At 67.6% G+C, this 18,462-nt stretch carries 18 protein-coding genes; all 18 read left to right on the top strand.

Going from position 1 to position 18,462, the window contains the following annotated elements; all coding sequences use genetic code 11:
• Window positions 1–131 precede the first annotated feature (131 nt).
• The 18 genes from C693_RS0109315 to C693_RS0109230 all read left to right on the top strand — a co-directional run bounded on the left by C693_RS0109315 (window position 132) and on the right by C693_RS0109230 (window position 18,443).
• Window positions 132–1,049 carry a chemotaxis protein gene (locus C693_RS0109315; RefSeq protein ID WP_017461997.1) on the top strand — a complete coding sequence of 306 codons (918 nt, stop codon included), beginning with the start codon at window positions 132–134 and terminating at the stop codon, window positions 1,047–1,049.
• 173 nt (window positions 1,050–1,222) lie between these two features.
• Complete coding sequence (flgB, locus tag C693_RS0109310; protein ID WP_017461996.1) at window positions 1,223–1,618, top strand: flagellar basal body rod protein FlgB; 396 nt, start codon at window positions 1,223–1,225, stop codon at window positions 1,616–1,618.
• 5 nt (window positions 1,619–1,623) lie between these two features.
• Window positions 1,624–2,055, top strand: a complete 432-nt coding sequence (flgC, locus tag C693_RS0109305; protein ID WP_017461995.1) for a flagellar basal body rod protein FlgC — start codon at window positions 1,624–1,626, stop codon at window positions 2,053–2,055.
• A 19-nt stretch (window positions 2,056–2,074) separates the two neighbouring features.
• Window positions 2,075–2,752, top strand: coding sequence for a flagellar hook assembly protein FlgD (locus C693_RS0109300; protein WP_017461994.1), 678 nt, complete (start codon window positions 2,075–2,077; stop codon window positions 2,750–2,752).
• A gap of 39 nt (window positions 2,753–2,791) precedes the next feature.
• Complete coding sequence (gene flgE, locus C693_RS0109295; RefSeq protein WP_017461993.1) at window positions 2,792–4,009, top strand: flagellar hook protein FlgE; 1,218 nt, start codon at window positions 2,792–2,794, stop codon at window positions 4,007–4,009.
• Between the two features lie 9 nt (window positions 4,010–4,018).
• Window positions 4,019–4,759, top strand: a complete 741-nt coding sequence (gene flgF / locus C693_RS0109290) for a flagellar basal-body rod protein FlgF (protein ID WP_026107304.1) — start codon at window positions 4,019–4,021, stop codon at window positions 4,757–4,759.
• A gap of 48 nt (window positions 4,760–4,807) precedes the next feature.
• On the top strand, window positions 4,808–5,593 hold the full coding sequence (flgG, locus tag C693_RS0109285) for a flagellar basal-body rod protein FlgG (RefSeq protein ID WP_017461991.1): 786 nt from the start codon (window positions 4,808–4,810) through the stop codon (window positions 5,591–5,593).
• An 8-nt stretch (window positions 5,594–5,601) separates the two neighbouring features.
• Window positions 5,602–6,288, top strand: a complete 687-nt coding sequence (gene flgH, locus C693_RS0109280; protein WP_017461990.1) for a flagellar basal body L-ring protein FlgH — start codon at window positions 5,602–5,604, stop codon at window positions 6,286–6,288.
• Window positions 6,288–7,568, top strand: coding sequence for a flagellar basal body P-ring protein FlgI (locus tag C693_RS0109275; RefSeq protein ID WP_017461989.1), 1,281 nt, complete (start codon window positions 6,288–6,290; stop codon window positions 7,566–7,568). Before flgH ends, C693_RS0109275 begins: the two co-directional genes overlap by 1 nt.
• 1 nt (window position 7,569) lies before the next feature.
• Complete coding sequence (gene flgJ / locus C693_RS0109270) at window positions 7,570–8,604, top strand: flagellar assembly peptidoglycan hydrolase FlgJ (RefSeq protein ID WP_017461988.1); 1,035 nt, start codon at window positions 7,570–7,572, stop codon at window positions 8,602–8,604.
• A 17-nt stretch (window positions 8,605–8,621) separates the two neighbouring features.
• Window positions 8,622–10,502, top strand: a complete 1,881-nt coding sequence (gene flgK / locus C693_RS0109265; RefSeq protein WP_017461987.1) for a flagellar hook-associated protein FlgK — start codon at window positions 8,622–8,624, stop codon at window positions 10,500–10,502.
• A gap of 5 nt (window positions 10,503–10,507) precedes the next feature.
• Window positions 10,508–11,731, top strand: coding sequence for a flagellar hook-associated protein FlgL (gene flgL, locus C693_RS0109260; protein WP_017461986.1), 1,224 nt, complete (start codon window positions 10,508–10,510; stop codon window positions 11,729–11,731).
• A 306-nt stretch (window positions 11,732–12,037) separates the two neighbouring features.
• On the top strand, window positions 12,038–13,486 hold the full coding sequence (locus C693_RS0109255) for a flagellin (RefSeq protein WP_017461985.1): 1,449 nt from the start codon (window positions 12,038–12,040) through the stop codon (window positions 13,484–13,486).
• 347 nt (window positions 13,487–13,833) lie between these two features.
• Window positions 13,834–15,273 carry a flagellar filament capping protein FliD gene (fliD, locus tag C693_RS0109250; RefSeq protein WP_017461984.1) on the top strand — a complete coding sequence of 480 codons (1,440 nt, stop codon included), beginning with the start codon at window positions 13,834–13,836 and terminating at the stop codon, window positions 15,271–15,273.
• Between the two features lie 20 nt (window positions 15,274–15,293).
• The gene (gene fliS, locus C693_RS0109245) at window positions 15,294–15,716 is read left to right on the top strand and encodes a flagellar export chaperone FliS (RefSeq protein ID WP_017461983.1); all 423 of its coding nucleotides are present in this window, start codon (window positions 15,294–15,296) and stop codon (window positions 15,714–15,716) included.
• A complete protein-coding gene (locus C693_RS0109240; RefSeq protein ID WP_017461982.1) occupies window positions 15,716–16,018 on the top strand; it encodes a hypothetical protein in 303 nt (100 codons plus the stop codon). Before fliS ends, C693_RS0109240 begins: the two co-directional genes overlap by 1 nt.
• A 56-nt stretch (window positions 16,019–16,074) precedes the next feature.
• Entirely contained in the window at window positions 16,075–16,626 is a 552-nt protein-coding gene (locus C693_RS21425; RefSeq protein WP_017461981.1) for a PilZ domain-containing protein, read from the top strand.
• A 419-nt stretch (window positions 16,627–17,045) separates the two neighbouring features.
• The gene (locus C693_RS0109230; protein WP_017461980.1) at window positions 17,046–18,443 is read left to right on the top strand and encodes a sigma-54 dependent transcriptional regulator; all 1,398 of its coding nucleotides are present in this window, start codon (window positions 17,046–17,048) and stop codon (window positions 18,441–18,443) included.
• Window positions 18,444–18,462 lie beyond the last annotated feature (19 nt).

Genomic DNA, 18,462 nt, shown 5'->3' with positions numbered 1-18,462 from the left:
GGCGACGGAACTTGAACAAGCAAGGCACATGCCATCGCCACGACCGCCCGCCGCTCAAGCCCCGGCGGCCGAGGCCGATAGGGTTGCGTCCACCGCGCGCGCGGTGCCCACGGACCCTGAGGAAACGCCGCATGAGTGGTGCGCTGCTTGAGAGCGTCGAACGTCACACCCGCCTGGCGGGCCACAACCGGGTGGCGATGCTGCTGTTCCGCCTCGGCGAGCCACAGTTGTTCGGCATCAATGTATTCAAGGTGCGCGAGGTGCTGCGCCGCCCGCCGCTGGAGCGCATGCCCGGCGCCCACCCGCTGATCGCCGGCACCTGCGACTACCGCGGCCAGACCATTCCCGTGATCGACATGGCCGCCGCGCTCGGCTACGCGCCGCTGAAGGACGAGCCCTCGGCGCACCTGCTGGTGACCGAGTTCAGCCGCAGCGTGCAGGGCTTCCTGGTGGCCGACCTGCTGCACATGGTGCACTGCGCCGGCGAGACGCTGACCACACCCGAGCCGGCACTGGGCTTCGGCACCAAGGTCAACGCGATCACCCGGGTCGACGGGGCACTGGTGGCGGTGGTCGACGTCGAGCACGTGCTGGCCAGCATCCACGGCGTGCCGGGCGAGCTGTCGCCGCACATGCTGCGCGCGGTGGATGGCCATGCGATGGGTGCCCGCCGGGTGCTGGTGGTGGACGATTCGATCGTGGCGCGGCGCCAGGTTGAGGGGGTGTTCAAGCAGATGAACATCGAGTGCGTGCTGGCCGAGGACGGCTTGCGTGCGCTGGCCAAGCTGCACGAGCTCGCCGATGCCGATCCGTCCGAACGCATCAGCCTGGTGGTGTCGGATATCGAGATGCCGCAGATGGACGGCTACGCGCTGACCCGGGCAATCCGCGAGGAGCCGGCGCTGCGCCAGCTCAAGGTGGTGCTGCACAGCTCGATCAGCGGCATATTCAATGAGGCGATGGTGCGGGAGGTGCATGCCGACCGCTTCATCGCCAAGTTCCAGCCCGACCAGCTCGCCCAGGCGGTACTGGACCTGTTGCCGGGCTGATCCGGGGTCGGCGGGTCGTCGCCGGCTGACCGGTACGGCGACGGAAAACCGACTTCCGCCCCCCGAGCGGCCGCCCGCGGCCGCCGCAAACCCGCGTACTGACGCGGTTTTCCTCCCGTGGCACGCGAATTGCCTCCAGCCCCGTGCGGCCCCACGCCGCGCGGAGGCAAGTCATGAGCGCACCCCTGGACAACCTGTTCGGCATCCACACCCAGGCACTGGGTCTGTGGCAGCGCCGTAGCGAGGTGCTGGCCAGCAACCTGGCCAATGCCGACACGCCCGGCTACAAGGCGCGCGACATCGACTTCCGTGCCGCGCTCGAGCAAGCCAGCGGGCAGTCCGGCGGGCAGTTGCCGCTGAGCACGCCCTCGACCGGCCAGATCGACCCGGTGGCGCAGCAGGCGGACAAGCTGCTGTGGCGCAACCCGACCCAGCCGAGCATGGACGGCAACACCGTCGACGAACAGACCGAGCAGGCCAACTTCGCCGCCAACGGCGTGCACTACCAGGCCAGCCTGGCCTTCATCACCGCGCAGATCCGCATGCTGCGCACCGCCATCACGGGGTAATCGCCATGTCGATGTTCAAGATCTTCGATACCGCAGGTTCCGGCATGGCCGCGCAGACGCTGCGGCTCAACACCGTGGCCAGCAACCTGGCCAACGCCGACAGCGTGTCCAGCACCGCGCAGGGCGCCTACCGCGCCCGCGAGCCCTTGTTCGCCGCGGTCAAGCAGCAGGTGGACGGCCAGTTCGGGGTTGCCGCCGATGCCGGCGCCACCGGCGTGAAGGTCGACGGCATCACCGAGAGCCAGGCGGCGATTCCCAGCCGCTACGAGCCCGGCAACCCGATGGCCGACGCCAGCGGCTACGTCTACGGCAGCAACGTCAACCCGGTGGACGAGCTGGTCAACATGATTTCCGCCTCGCGTTCCTACCAGAACAACGTCGAAGTGATGAACACCACCAAGCAGTTGATGGTGAAGACCCTGGATCTGGGCAAGTAAGCCCTCTCGGAGCACACGCATGACCATCAACACCGCCAACACCCTCGGCTCGGCCAACAACGCGGCCAGTGCCGCCAGCCAAGTCGGCAGCGCGGCCAAGGCCGGCAGCATGAGCCAGGCCGACTTCCTCAAGCTGATGACCGCCCAGCTGCAGTCGCAGGATCCCACCCATCCGGTGGACAACACCCAGTTCGTCTCACAGATGGCGCAGTTCAGCCAGCTGCAGTCCACCCAGGACATGGTCAGCTCGGTGCAGACGCTCAACTCCACGGTGAACGGCGCGCTGCAGACCTCGCAGGTGCTCGGCTCGTCGAACCTGGTCAACCGCGAAGTGATGGTGCCGACCGCCACGCTGCAGTACGCCGGCGGCAGCGTCACCGGCGCGGCCAACGTCACGGCCCCCGGCACGATGGCCGTCAATGTCCTCGACGCCAGCGGCAACGTGGTGCGCACGATGGCCGTGGACGCGACCAGTTCCGGACTCACCCAGTTCAGCTGGGACGGCAAGGACAACGCCGGCAACCAACTGCCTTCGGGCAACTACTCGATCGCGGCCGCCAACGGCGACACGTCGTTCGACACCTATGTCGCCGGAAAGGTGACCGCCGTGGGCTACGGCGGCAGCACGGTCGGCACGTACCTGCAGGTGGCTGGCGTCGGCGGCGTCGCGCTCAGCCAGGTGGCCCAGATTCTCTGACGCACGCGTGGCATCTCCCATCTCATCGAGGAACACCCCATGGCTCTGAACACCGCGCTCACCGGCATCAACGCCGCGCAGACCGACCTCAACGTCATCGCCAACAACATCGCCAACGCCAACACCACCGGCTTCAAGGGCTCGCGCGCCGAATTCGCCGACGTGTACGCGGTGACCGGACTCAACCTCAACTCCACCGCCACCGGCAGCGGCGTGCGCACGCAGGACGTGGCGCAGCAGTTCGGCCAGGGCGACATCGAGACCACCAACAACTCGCTGGACATGGCGATCAGCGGCAACGGCTTCTTCGTGGTCAACGACGGCAGCGGCCCGGTCTACACCCGCGCCGGCGCGTTCCAGAAGAGCGCCGACGACTATGTCGAGACCTCCGCCGGCGCCAAGCTGCAGGTGTACCCGCCCAACGGCATCGGCGGTTTTGACTCCAGCACGCTGACCGACCTCAAGCTGGTGTCCTCGCAGAGCAATGCCACCGCGACCTCGCTGATCACGCTCAACTCGAACCTGCCGGCCAGCGCCACCGTGCCGACCAACGCGTTCAGCACCAGCGACGCCACCTCGTTCAACGCCGCCACGCCGGTGACCGTGTACGACTCTCAGGGCGGTTCGCACCAGGCCACGATCTACTACGTCAAGACCGGTACCAATGCCTGGGACGCGCACCTGTACGTAGACGGCAACAACGCCGGTACCCAGCCGATGACCTTCGACACCAGCGGCAACCTCGCCACGCCGACCAACGGCACCCTGGCGTTCGGTGCGGTCAACCTGGGCAACGGCTCCAACCCGCTGACGCTCTCGCTGAACATCACCAACAGCACGCAGTTCGGCACCGACTTCGCGGCCGGCTCGATCGAGCAGAACGGCTTCGAGGCAGGCACGCTGTCGAACATCGACATCGACTCCAAGGGCGTGGTCACCGCGTATTACTCGAACAACCAGAGCACCCAGCTCGGCCAGATCGCGATCGCCAACTTCTCCAACGTGCAGGGCCTGCGCCAGCTCGGCAGCACCAACTGGGCCGCCAGCGGCGACTCGGGCGTGCCGCAGATGGGCACTGCCGGCACGGGCACCTTCGGCAGCCTGCAGTCCGGTGCGCTGGAGACGTCCAATACCGCCGATACCACCGCCCAGCTGGTGAACATGATCAAGGCGCAGCGCAACTACCAGGCCAATGCGCAGGTGCTCAGCACCGACAGCACGCTGGCCAACACGCTGTTCAGTGCCGTCAGCCGCTGATAAGCCGCCATGGACCACTCCCTCTATGTAGCGATGACCGGGGCGACGCAGATCATGCGCGCCCAGGAGGCGGTCAGCCACAACCTGGCCAACGCCTCCACCACCGGTTTCCGCGCCGAGCTGACCGCCTTCCAGAGCCTGCCGGTGCAGGGTCCGGGCGAAGCCACGCGCATCAATGCGGTGGCCCGCGGCATCGGCGTGGACACCACGCCGGGGTCGATCACCACCACCGGCCGTCCGCTGGACGTGGCGGTGAAGGGGAGTGGCTGGATCGCGGTGCAGGCGCCGGATGGTTCGGAGGGCTACACCCGCGCCGGCGACCTGCAGCTGACCCCCGACGGTCTTTTGACGGATGCGGCCGGCAACCCGGTGCTCGGCGGTGGCGGTCCGATCAGCCTGCCGCCGAGTGCCGAGCTGCGCATCGGTGAGGACGGCACGATTTCCAGCGTGCCGCTGGGCGGTGGTCCGAACAGCATTGCCGCGCTCGATCGCATCCGCCTGGTCAATCCCGATCCGACCCAGCTGGTGCAGGGCGGCGACGGCCTGATGCACCTGGCCGGCGGCGGCACTGCGCCGGCCGATCCGACCGTGGAGGTGACTGCCGGAGCGCTGGAGAACAGCAACGTCAACGCCTCGACGGAACTGGTGAAGATGATCGCGCTCTCGCGCCAGTACGACATGCAGATCAAGTCGATCAAGGCGGCCGAAGACAACGCGTCGTCGGCATCCAAATTGCTTCAGTCGAACTAACGACCGAATGCGTGACGGATCGCCGTCACCTCCCAGGAGTCCCCGAACATGCTCTCGTCCCTCTGGATTGCCAAGACCGGCCTCGATGCGCAGCAGACGCGCATGGATGTCATCTCGAACAACCTGGCCAACGCCAACACCACCGGCTTCAAGAGCTCGCGGGCGTCGTTCCAGGATCTGATGTACCAGAACCGTGCCCAGCCCGGCGCGCAGACCACCGAGCAGACCCTGTCGCCGACCGGCCTGATGCTGGGTACCGGCGTGCGCGTGGTCGGCACCGAGAAACTGTTCACCCAGGGCGAGACCAGCCAGACCGGCAACTCGCTCGACGTGGCGATCCAGGGCCGCGGCTTCCTGCAGGTGTCGATGCCCGACGGCAGCATCGCCTACACCCGCGACGGCTCGCTGCACACCGATGCCAACGGCCAGCTGGTGACCGCCGACGGTTATCCGCTGAATCCGGGCATCACGCTGCCGTCCAACGTGCAGAGCATCACCATCGGCGCCGACGGCACCGTGTCCGCGACCACCAACGGTTCGGGCGCGGCGGTGCAGGTGGGCACGCTGCAGCTGGCCGACTTCGTCAATCCCGCCGGCCTGCAGCCGAAGGGCAACAACCTCTACATGGAAACCGCCTCCAGCGGCGCGCCGCAGACCGGCCAGCCCGGCCTCAACGGCATGGGCACGCTGATGCAGGGTGCGCTGGAGTCCTCCAACGTCAACGTGGTGGAGGAGATGGTCAACATGATCGAGACCCAGCGCACCTACGAAATGAACTCCAAGGCCATCAGCAGCACCGACCAGATGCTGCAGGACCTGACCGACAAGATGTGAGGACGGCGATGAACGCGACCACCCGATATCTCCGTCTCGCCGTGCTGCTGGGGCTGCTGGTGCTGCCCGGCTGCGCCACGATGGCGCCATCGCACGACGACGCCCAGTGGGCTGCCACCGCGCCGGTCGAGCCGGCCGCGGCGCCGGTCGCCGACGGTTCGATCTACCACGACAACCAGAACATGGAGCTGTTCGTCGATCCGCGCGCCCATCGCGTCGGCGACATCCTCACCGTGATGCTGCAGGAGAGCACGCAGGCCAGCAAGAAGGCTTCCACCAGCACCAGCAAGACCGACAAGAACAGCTTCGAGGCCCCCGTGCTGCTGGGCAAGACGGCGACCTTCAACGGCAACCCGGCGAGCATCTCGCTCAACGGCGACCGCAGTTTTGCCGGCGACGGCTCGTCCAGCCAGAGCAACCAGCTCAGCGGCCAGATCACCGTCACCGTGGCCCAGCGCCTGTCCAACGGCAACCTGGTGGTGCGCGGCGAGAAGTGGCTGACGATCAACCAGGGCAAGGAGCTGATCCGGATCTCCGGCATCGTCCGCCCGCAGGACATCAACCCGGACAACAGCGTGTCCTCCAGCCGCGTCGCCGATGCGCGCATCGCCTACACCGGTCGCGGCTCGCTGGCCGACGCCAATACCCAGGGCTGGCTGACGCGCTTCTTCAACTCCAAGTGGATGCCGTTCTGATGAAAACGCGCCAGTTGACCAGGCACCTGCGCAACACCGCCGTACCGGCGTCCGTGCATGCGCCGCACGAGGTGCGCGTGCAGGAGCATCCGCTGCCGGACGAACTGCTCGGCGCACGGGCGACCGACGCCCGTCGCCGCAGCGAGCTGCGGCGGGCCCTGCTGCGCTGGCGCCAGGCCGGCGCGGCTTTGCTGGCGGTGTTCGGCCTGGGGCTGGGACTGGCCGGGCCGGCGCATGCCGACAAGATCCGCGACCTGACCTCGGTGGCCGGCGTGCGCACCAACCAGCTGATCGGCTACGGCCTGGTGGTCGGCCTGGACGGCTCGGGCGACCAGACCACGCAGGCGCCGTTCACCACCCAGAGCCTGGAGAACATGCTGCAGCAGTTCGGCATCGTGGTGCCGGCCAATGCACGCCCGCAGCTGAAGAACGCGGCCGCGGTCATCGTTACCGCCGACCTGCCGCCGTTCGCCAAGCCGGGCCAGACCATCGACGTCACCGTCGCCTCGATCGGCAACGCCAAGACGCTGCGCGGCGGCCAGCTGCTGATGGCGCCGCTGAAGGGCGCCGACGGCAACACCTATGCGATCGCCCAGGGCAGCGTGGTGATCGGCGGCATCAGCGCGCAGGGCAAGAGCGGCTCCAGCGTGCAGGTGAACATCTCCGATTCCGGCCGCATCCCCAACGGCGCCACGGTGGAGCGTGCGGTGCCCTCGTCGTTCGCCAGCGGCGGCGACCTGGTGCTCAACCTCAACACGCCGGACTTCACCACCGCCTCGCGCGTGGTGCAGGCGATCAACGCCGCCTACGGCGCCGGCACCGCCAATGCGCTGGACGGTGGCTCGATCGCCGTGCGCAGCCCGCAGGATCCGTCGCAGAAGGTCTCCTGGCTGGGCGACATCCAGAACATCGACGTCACCCCCGGCGATCCGCCGGCGCGGGTGGTGGTGAACTCGCGCACCGGCACCGTGGTGATCGGCTCGGACGTGCGGGTCACCGCCGCGGCGGTGGCGCACGGCTCGATCCAGGTGACCATCAGCGAGCAGCCGCTGGTCAGCCAGCCGAACGCCTTCAGCAAGGGCCAGACCGCGGTGGTGCCTTCCAGCGACGTGCAGGTCAGCGAAAACGGCGGACACATGTTCAAGTTCGGCCCCGGCGTGAGCCTGGACACCATCGTGCGTGCGGTGAACCAGGTGGGTGCGGCGCCGAGCGACCTGATCTCGATCCTGCAGGCGCTCAAGCAGGCCGGTGCGCTGCATGCGGACCTCGTGGTGATCTGACATGGCCGGCGGCGTCGACAGCGTTGCGCAGGGAGTCAGTACCTGGACCGATCTGTCCGGGTTCAATGCGCTGCGCAACACCGCGCAGAGCGACGCCAAGGCCGCGCTGCCGATCGTCGCCAAGCAGTTCGAATCGATCTTCACCCAGATGGTGCTGAAGTCGATGCGCGACGCCAACTTCGGCGATCCCAACTTCGACAGCCAGGCGAGCACCTCCTGGCAGGGACTAGCCGACCAGCAGCTGGCGGTCACCCTGTCCTCGCAGGGGCATGGCCTGGGCATCGCCGAGATGCTGGTGCGCCAGCTCGGCGGCAAGGATGCGCAGGCCGCAAGCGGTGCCGCCGGCAACGACTGGCAATCCCGGCTGGGTTCGGTCGCCGCCGCGCCGGGGGCTTCCACTGGCGCCGCCGATCCCGCGGCGTCGCGTTCCGGCACGTCCGGCTGGGACGATCCGGAGGCCGACACCATGAGCTCGGTCGCCGGCGCACTGGGCGGCGCGGCCAGGGCCGCCTCCCGGCTCGTGCCGGGTGACCCGGTGAGTTTCGTGACCACGATGGCCCCTTTCGCGAAGAAGGCCGCGCAGAAGCTCGGCGTGTCGGTACGTGCGGTGCTGGCCCAGGCCGCACTGGAAACGAAGTGGGGCCAGCACATGCCGCGCCATGTCGACGGCACGTCCAGCAACAACCTGTTCGGCATGAAGGCCGGCTCCAGCTGGGACGGCAGCAGCGTCAGCGTGCCGACACTGGAAGTGGAGGGCGGGGTGCCGGTGCGCCGGCGCGCGGCGTTCCGCGCCTACGAATCGCCCGCGCAGTCGTTCAACGACTATGCGCGGCTGCTCGGCGACAACCCGCGTTACGCGCAGGCGCTGGGCAAGGGCGACGACGTGGCCGGGTTTGCCCACGGCCTGGTCCAGGGCGGCTACGCGACCGACCCGGATTACGCCCGCAAGATCGCGGCGATCGCCAACAGCCCGGCGATGCGCCAGGCGCTGGACGCGCTCAAGAACGGCGCCCTGGCGCCGATGTCCTCCGAATGAACGCCTGGATCTAGCCCATGGCCAATCTCTTCAGCACCGGTGTCTCCGGCCTCAACGCGGCGCAGGTCGCGCTGAACACCGTAGGCAACAACATCGCCAACGCGGGCACCGACGGCTACAGCCGCGAGGTCGTGCTGCAGACCGAGCGCGTCGTGCCGCAGGCCGCGCGCTACACCGTCGGCGGTGGCGTCGATGTGACCGCGGTCGAGCGCGCCTATTCCAGCTACCTGACCCAGGCGGTGTGGACCAGCAACGGCAACCTGCAGCGTGCCAACACCTACAACGACCTGGCCGGCACGCTGAACAGCATGCTCAATGCCAGCGGCGACCTGCAGGGCGCGCTGGACAGCTTCTACGGCGGCTTCGATACGGTCGCCAACACGCCCAACGACAGTTCGGCGCGGCAGGCGGCGCTGGGCAACGCGTCCGCGCTGGTTTCCGTGTTCAACACGCTGGGTACGCAGTTCGCAAGCCAGCAACAGCAGATCAACGGGCAGATCGGCAGCACCGTCGCCAGCGTCAATACCACGCTCGACAACATCGCCAGCCTCAACAAGAAGATCCACGAGACTCTGGGCAGCAGCACGCCCAACGCGTTGCTGGACCAGCGCGACGCGCTGGTGAACACGCTGTCCGGCTACCTTGGGGTGACCGCCGTGGCGCAGACCGACGGCACCATGAGCGTGTACAGCAGCAGCGGCCAGGCACTGGTCAGCGGCAGCAGTGCATTCAAGCTCAGCGTCGCCAACGACGCCTATGACGCCAGCCGCACCAATGTGTTCGACAGCAGCGGCACCGATATCACCACGCGCCTGTCCGGCGGCTCGCTGGGGGCGATGCTGGATTACCGGGCCAACGTGCTGGAGCCGGCGCAGAACCGCCTCGGCCAGGCGGCCATCGCGCTGGCCACCAGCGTCAATGCGCAGCAGGGCAAGGGTCTGGATCTCAACGGCCAGCCCGGTGCGCCGATCTTCTCGCTGCCGACGCCGCAGGCGATGGCCTCGAAGAACAACACCGGCAATGCCGCGGTGGGCGTGCAGGTCAGCGACGTCAACGCGCTGGACAACGCGGACTACACGCTGCGCTACGACGGCAGCAACTGGAGCATGAACACCACGGCCGGCCAGCCGGTGGCGCTCACCACCAATCCCGACGGCACGCTGAGCGGCGCCGGGCTCACCCTGAGCGTGTCCGGCTCGGCGCAGGCGGGCGACAGTTTCCGCATCGAGCCGACCCGCAACGCTTCCACCGGGCTGGCGGTGGCCATGACCGATCCGTCCGGGATCGCTGCCGCCGCGGCGGTGCAGGCGCAGCCGGCCAGCGGGAATACCGGCAGTTCGGCGGTGTCGTCGCTGCAGGTGACCGATGCCAGCAATGCGGCGCTCTCCAGCAACGTGACCGTGAGCTTCCCGACGGCCGGCACCTATGCCATCACCGATACCGCCAGCGGCACCGTGCTCGGCAGCGGTGCCTACACGCCGGGGCAGGCGCTCGCGGCCAATGGCTGGAGCCTGACCCTCTCCGGCGCACCGGCCGCCGGCGACAGCTATGCGGTGAGCGCCAACAGCAACGGCCTGAACGACAACTCGAACGCGCTTGCCCTCTCGTCGCTGGCCGACAGCAAGGTCCTCGCCGGCGGCAGCCGTTCGGTGATCGGCAACTACACGCTGCTGACCACCGAGATCGGCAACGCCGGTGCGCAGGCGGCCAGCAACGTCGCCACCCAGACCAGCCTGCACAGCCAGGCGATGTCGTCGCAGCAGGCCGTCTCCGGCGTCAACCTCGATGAGGAGGCCGCCAACATGGTGAAGTACCAGCAGGCCTACCAGGCCTCCGCGCAGGTCATTTCCACCGCCCAGACCATCTTCAACAGCCTGCTCTCGGCCGTTCACGGGTAACCGCCATGCGCCTCTCGACCAACTGGATGTTCCAGCAATCGCTCGGCACCATGCTCAACCAGCAGAGCGCGCTGGCGGCTGCGCAGAACCAGGTGAGTTCCGGCAAGCGCATCAACGTGGCCTCCGACGACCCGGCCGGTGCCGGACGCATGGTCAGCCTCAACCACATCATCGCGGCCAATACCCAGTACACCGCCAACATCGATGCGGCCAACACGCGCCTTAATACGTCGCAGTCCACGCTCAACTCGGTCAACGACCTGTACAACAGTGCGCGCGACCTCACCCTGCAGGCGCTCAACGGCTCGCTGTCGGACAGCGACCGGCAGGCGATCGCCGTCCAGCTGGGCCAGATGCGCGACCAGTTGCTGCAGATGGCCAACACCACCGATGCCACCGGCCAGGCGCTGTTTGCCGGCACCAGCAACACCAGTGCGCCATTCGTGAAGAACGCCGACGGCAGCGTGAGCTACACCGGCAACGAGAGCCAGCCGCACGCATCGATCGGCAGCGGGCTGACCGTGCCGGTCGGCGAGTCGGGCAGCAGCCTGTTCATGGGACTTCCCCCCGGCAACGGCCAGTTCGTCGCCTCGGCCGGCGCCGCCAACACCGGCACCCTGGTCGTCGGCTCGAACGAGGTCAGTGATCCGACGGCCTATGCCGCGGGCATCGCCACCAACGGCAGTTACACGCTCACCTTCGACGGCGCCGGCAACTGGACCGCCACCGATGCTTCGGGCAACCCGGCCGTGGACGCCGGCGGCAATCCGCTCACCGGCACCTATGCACCCGGCGGCAGCATCAGCTTCAACGGGCTGACCGTGAATCTCTCCGGCACGCCCCAGGCGGGCGACACGGTGGGCATCCAGTCGGGTGGATCGCAGGACGTGTTCACCACGTTCAACAACATGATCTCGGCGCTGGAGTCTGGTGGCGACAGCACGCAGATGGTCAACGTGCTGAACCGCCAGCTCGAGTCGCTCGACCAGGCACAGGCCGGCGTCAGCCGCGCCGAGGTGGATATCGGCGGTCGTACCAATGCGCTGACTGCACAGCGCGCCGCCTACCAGGACCTCAATGTCACCTACAAGTCCACGCTGTCCGATACGCGCGATGTGGATGTCTATTCGGCGATCAGTCAGCTGTCGATCCAGTCCGCTGCATTGCAGGCATCCCAGCAGGTATTTGCGCAGGTGAAATCCATGAGCCTGTTCAACTACATCAAATAGCGCCGATTCTCCGCACGGCCATGAATCGGAAACGCCGCGCCTTTGCGCGGCGTTTTCCGTTTCTGCGGCGTCGGCCGGAAACCCTCAAGTGGCGCGGCTTCCGGCCGATGCAGGCCAAGGTTTCTGTCGCGGTCCGCGTCGTGCGAAACACGTCGCGAAAAAAAAGCAAGTGCAGGTGCTCAAGTAATTTTCACCCGTGACGAAACAGTCCCTGAGGCGGATGGCATCCCATACGGAACCCCGCCGGGAAAACAACCCAAAGCCCATCCGATCCGGCACTAAACGGTTTCCGACAGGAGAGTTCCCATGTCATTCGTGATCAACACCAACGTTTCCTCGCTGAACGCCCAGAACAACCTGGACAAGTCGCGCAGCATGCTGGCCCAGGCCACGCAGCGCCTGTCCTCGGGCCTGAAGATCAACAGCGCCGCGGACAACGCCGCCGGCTTCGCGATCTCGCAGCGCTACACCACGCAGATCGGCGGTCTGGCCCAGGCCAGCGCCAACGCCTCGGACGCGATCAACCTGGCGCAGACCACCGGTTCGGCGCTCGATCAGGTGACCGCCAACCTGCAGGCGATCCGCGACCTGGCCGCGCAGTCGGCGAACGGCACCTACAGCAACGCCGACCGCGCCACGATCGACAACGAAGTGCAGCAGCGTCTGCAGGAAATCACCCGCATCGCGAACCAGACCACGTTCAACGGCAAGAAGGTGCTGGACGGCTCGCTGCAGTCGCAGAGCTTCCAGATCGGCGCCAACGTGGGCCAGACGGTTTCCGTGGCGCTGGGCCAGAGCGTGAAGGCTTCCGACCTGGGCCAGGTGGCCGAGGTCAAGTCCGGCGACATCAGTTCGGTCTTCACCGGCACCGCCGGCCTGACCCTGAAGGCCGGTGACCTGAGCGTCAACGGCACGGCCGTGACCGGCAACTTCACCACCGCCAGCAGCCTGGCGACCGCCTTGAACGCGGCCTACACCGCCAGCGGTACCGGCTCGGGTGCGACCTTCACGGTCAACGGCAGCAACGAAATCGTCATCAACAACAGCGCCGACAGCTCCAATGCCGTCACCATCGGTGGCACCAACACGCTCGGCCTGGCCACGGTTGCCGCCAGCGGCACCGGCAGCGCCTCGACCGGTGTCAGCGCTGCGGTGTCCGCCGCCGCCACCCCGACCGACCTGTCTTCCGAGGGTCTGTCGATCAACGGTGCCTCGGTCGACCTGAGCGGCGTGAAGAGCCTGCAGGACCTGTCCGACGCGATCAACGCGGCCGGTGTGGACGGCGTCAGCGCCGCGGTGAGCGCCGACGGCAAGGGCGTGAACTTCTACTCCAACAGCGCGCTGACCATCGCCGACACCGGCGGCAACATCGTCGGCACCAACGCGACCGACGCGAATGCCGGTGCGGCCTACACCGCCGGCACGGCGGCGGCGACCGGTGGCTCGCTGGCCAAGGGCTCGGTGGGTACGGTGGACGGTGCCAACGACCTGATCTCCCGCGTCGACGTGGCCCTGAAGTCGGTCAGCGACTTCGCTGCCCAGCTGGGTGCGGTGCAGAACCGCTTCCAGTCGACGATCTCCACCCTGGCGGCGCAGTCGACCAACCTGAAGGCCTCGCAGTCGACCATCCAGGACGCGGACTTCGCGGCCGAGACGGCGAACCTGAGCAAGGCCCAGGTGCTGCAGCAGGCGGGTATCTCGGTGCTGGCCCAGGCCAACTCGCAGCCGCAGCAGGTGCTCAAGCTCCTGCAGTAACAGGTGACGGCAGGGGGTTCGCCCCCTGCAGCCCGGGTACGAAAGCGACGGCGGCATCGACGGGTTCGATGTCGCCGTTTTCGTTTCCGCTTTCCGGCCTCGCGCGCGTGGATCAACGCGTTAACGAGAGCCTCCCGGGGGTATGACTCCGGCGTGACGGGGGCGCGCGGGTCGCTTCAGTATCCGGCGGCCCGGCCGATACCCGATGCAAGGGGCGGTGGCACGTCCGCAGGCGATCCTGCGGCCGCATCGGAGATACGTTCCGCACGGCTGGCGAGGTTCTTGCAGAAAGGCCCCGGTGGACGTGAATTCGTCCGCCAACCGTCAAAATTTCCACGGGTACCGGCATGACCACCATCAGCGGCCTCACGTCCACCAGCACCACGTCGACGAGCTCATCGGGCAGCACGACGTCGACCAGTGGCACCGGCAGCGCCGTGCTGTCGTCGGCGGGCATCGGCTCGGGCCTGGACGTCAACAGCATCGTCACCGCGCTGGTCAATGCCAAGAAGGCGGGACCGCAGGCGCAGATCACCGACCGCCAGACCCAGACCAACGCGACCCTGGCCGGCCTGGCTTCGCTGCAGGGTGGGCTGACTTCGCTGCAGTCGGCGCTGTCCAAGCTCACCCTCACCAGCACGTTCCAGAGTTTCGGCGCCACTCTTGCCGATACCACGGTCGGCGGCGCCACCACCCTGAGCAGTGCCCAGCCAGGCACCTACTCGCTGGTGGTCGACAACCTGGCGGCGGCGCAGAAGCGTGCGAGCAGCGCCTACGGTTCCGCCACCGCGGTGGGCGACGGTACGCTGACCCTGGCGGTGGGCAGCAACAGCGTGGACGTGGCGGTATCGGCGACCGACACGATTTCGGACATTGCCGCGAAGATCAACGGCGCGTCCGGCAATCCCGGCGTCGAGGCGACCGTGGTCAACGGCGCCAATGGTGCGCAATTGCTGCTCAGCTCGGCCAAGACCGGCGTGGCCAACGGTTTTACCGTAACTGCCGGTTCGGGCAGCAGCAGTGGTCTGTCCACGCTGGCCACCCAGCTCAATACGGCCGGTGCCAACGAGGCCAAGGACGCCAGCCTGAGCCTGGACGGCATCGCCATCACCAGTGCCAGCAACAGCGTCAGCGGTGCGATCGACGGCGTCACCCTCAACCTCACGGCGCCCGGCAGCACCACGCTGACCGTCACCCGCGACAACAGCGCGGCGACCGACGCCATCCAGGGCTTCGTCGATGCGTACAACAGCTACCAGCAGACGGTCGGCACGCTCTCCAGCTACGACAGCACCACCGGTCAGGCCGGCATCCTGCTGGGCGACACCACGCTGAACTCGGTGCAGCGGCAGATTTCCAGCGTGCTCAGCAGCAAGGTGGCCGGCAACGGCATCGGCTCGCTGGCGGTGCTGGGCATCACGCGCCAGGCCGACGGCACGCTGGCGCTGGACAGCGACAAGCTGAGCGCGGCCCTGTCCAGCAATCCTTCGGCGGTGCAGGACCTGTTTTCCGGCACCAACGGCTATGCGACCAAGCTCAACTCTTCCCTGGACGGCTTCACCAGTTCGAGTGGCGTGATCGCCACGCGGCAGCAGAGCCTCAACGACAGCCTGACCAAGCTCGGCACCCAGCAGACCCAGCTCGACCAGCGCATGAGCGTGTACCAGCAGCAGCTGCTGCAGCAGTACAACGCGCTGGACACGCTGATGTCGCAGCTGAACAACACCAGCAGCTACCTCACCAGCCAGCTGGCCGCGCTGGAAGCGACCTACACCAAGACCAAGTAAGTGATTTCACGGAGCACCCCATGACCTACGGACCGATGCGCCACGCCAGCGCCCTCTACCAGCAGAACAGCGTGTCCGGCGGCGTCGAAAGCGCCGACCCGCACCAGCTCGTCGGCATGCTGCTCGACGGCGCGCTGGACCGGATCGCTCAGGCCCGCGGGCACGTCCAGCACGGCAACGTGGCGGCCAAGGGCACTTGCATCTCCAAGGCGGTGGCAATCGTCGGGGAACTGCGCGACAGCCTCGACCACAAGGTGGATCCGTCCTTCAGCCAGCGGCTGGAGTCGCTGTACGAGTACGTCATCCGTCGGTTGCTGTACGCCCAGTTGCACGATGACCTGTCCGCCCTGGACGAAGCCTCGCGCCTGCTCGCTCCGGTGCGCGAAGGCTGGCAGGGCATCCGTGGCGCCTATCTGGCGCAGGCGGAGGCGCAGAAGGGCTGATGGAATCCGTCGCTCACCCGGATCTGCAGCGCGCGCTGGAACTCAGCGCCCTGATGCTGTCCAGCGCCCGCGAGGGCGACTGGGCCGCGGCAACGGCCCATCAGGCCGAATGCGACCGGCTGTTGCGGCAGGCCCCGGTCAATGCCGCTGGCTTGATGGCGTTGCGCCGGCTCTACCAGGATCAGCAGGAATTGTTGGGTCTGGCGGCGGCCGCCCGTGAGGCGGTGGAGCAGAAGCGGGCGCACGCCCGCACCGGCCACCGTGCCGTGAGCGCCTACATCACTGCTGCCGGTTCGTCCTGAGCGCAGTGCGCCGTTCATTGCCGCCTGATGCATCGGCGGTTCCGCGGGAGATCGACATGTCCCAAGCCCTGTGGCCCGAATTTTCCGAGCGCGTCAGCGTCGCCGACGAACTGCGCGTGGCGGTGACGGCGCGTGACGTGGATGCGGATGCCGCTTCGCTGGCGCGGCTGGCCGAGCGCAACGTGGCCGCGATGGCCAGCATCGCGGCGCTGGAGGAACGACGCCCGGAGCCCGAGGACGACGGCCCGGTGATGCAGGAGCTGGCGCGCCTGGATGCCAAGCTGAACGCGTTGGTCGAACTGGTCGGACGCGCGCTGCAGCCGGTCGGCAGCCTCCCGCCGCGGCGGGCCGTTCGCTTCAATTCGCTGGGTATCGTGGTGCCGTCCGACCTGCTGCCCGCCGGTCACGATCTCTGCGTGCGCCTGCATCCGGACGTGTGTCCGAGCCTGTTGCTGGAGTTGCCGGCGTCGCTCGAACGCTCGTTCGATGACGGCCGCGCGTTTCTCGCCTTCCTCCCGCTCGGCGAGGCCCACGCCGATGCGCTGGAACGCCTCGTGTTCCGCACGCATAGGCGCAAAATTGCCGAGACGCGTCAGTCCCTGACCTGACCGGGATGGACCGAAAGGGTCATCACGATGCGGGAAACCTGCAACCGTTTGCAGGTGACGTCCGCCGAGTGTGATCCGATTCACGCTCCGGGGTGTCGGCGCGAAATTTTTTTGGCGGCGTCGGCAACTCGTCGTGCCACATTTGGTCACCGTCCTCCGCCATGAAAACGCTTCAGAGCGGGCGTTACGCGAGCGTTTCGTGATCGACTTCACACGATGCTCCGGGCGCTTCACGCGAGGTGACCAAACACGTCGCTTCAGGTGACGTTTATCTGCCGCGAAAAGCGGCATGCGTGGCCTTCTTCTTGCTCCCTGTTCCGGGCAGGGGACGACGGGAAACCGTCATCCCCGAAAACTGAAAGCGGCTCCCCCACCCCACGCCGCTCCCCCCTGAAGCACGAGCAAGAGGCGTTACCACGATGGACAACACGGACTTCCTGGTCTTCGAGTCGAATCCTTCCCGGTCAGACTCTGTCATGGCGGCCTTGCAGTTCCTCGGGTTCCATCCGCGGCGCGTCGACGACCAGCCGGTCGCCAGCGCCGTTCGCGGCATCTACGTCGGCGACGTGACGGACGAATGCCTGCTGGAGCAGCAGCTCGAACAGCTCGGCGGCGACGGCCAGGCCGTGGTGCTGGTGGCCGACGACGCGCCGCTCGCCTCGCGCCTGCTTTCGCCCAGCGCCGCATTCGCCGGCCGGGTGGTGGCGATCCGCTTCCCGCTGCGCTACGAGCAGTTTGCCGAGGCGGTGCGCCAGGCCTGCAAACCGTTGCAGGGCATGCGTCGTGCCGAGCAGCGCTTCGTCGGCGAATCCCGCGCGATGGCTCGCGTCAATTCGCTGATCCGCCAGGTCGCCCCGTTCGATTCCAGCGTGCTGGTGCTGGGCGAGTCCGGTACCGGCAAGGAAATGGTCGCCCGCACCATCCACGACTGCTCGTCGCGCAAGGACAAGCCGTTCATCGCGATCAACTGCGGCGCGATTCCGGCCGAGCTGCTGGAGAGCGAGCTGTTCGGCCATGAGAAGGGCGCCTTCACCGGCGCGATCAGCGCCCGCAAGGGCCGCTTCGAGCTGGCCGAGGGCGGCACACTGTTCCTGGACGAGATCGGCGACATGAGCCTGCCGATGCAGGTGAAGCTGCTGCGCGTGCTGCAGGAGCGGGTGTTCGAGCGCGTCGGCGGCAACAAGACCCAGCGCTGCGACGTGCGCATCATCGCCGCCACCCACCGCAACCTGGAGCAGGCGATCACCGACGGCAAGTTCCGCGAGGACCTGTTCTATCGCCTCAGCGTGTTCCCGCTGGAGCTGCCGGCCCTGCGCGAGCGGCTGGAGGACCTGCCGGTGCTGATCGAAGAGTTCAACCAGCGCCTGGAGCGCCGCGGCGTGGGTTCGGTGAAGTTCTCCGCCGGTGCGTTGCAGACGCTGCGCGGCTACCCCTGGCCGGGCAATGTGCGCGAGCTGTGCAATCTGGTCGAGCGGCTGGCCATTCTGTATCCGCGTGCCGAAGTCCGCGCCGGCGAGCTGCCCGAGCGTTATCGCGGCACGGCGGTGGCGGAGGAGCCGAGCGGCCATCGCCTGCTCGAGGTGATGGACACGCCGGTGGTCGAGGCCGCCCGTGCGGTCAACGACGCGGCACTGCTGCCCGAGGGCGGCATCGACCTGAAGGATTACCTGGCCGACATCGAGGTCGGGCTGATCCGCCAGGCGCTGGATGCCACCGGTGGCGTGGTGGCGCATGCCGCCAAGCTGCTGCGCATGCAGCGCACGACCCTGGTCGAGAAGCTGCGCAAGTACGGCCTGCAGAACGGCCTGGCGGCCTGACGCAAGCACCACGCCTGGA

Origin of the sequence: Dyella ginsengisoli LA-4 (assembly GCF_000334915.1) — a bacterium.
GTDB lineage: Bacteria > Pseudomonadota > Gammaproteobacteria > Xanthomonadales > Rhodanobacteraceae > Dyella_A > Dyella_A ginsengisoli_A.
This window is presented reverse-complemented; position numbering and strand designations above follow the sequence as displayed.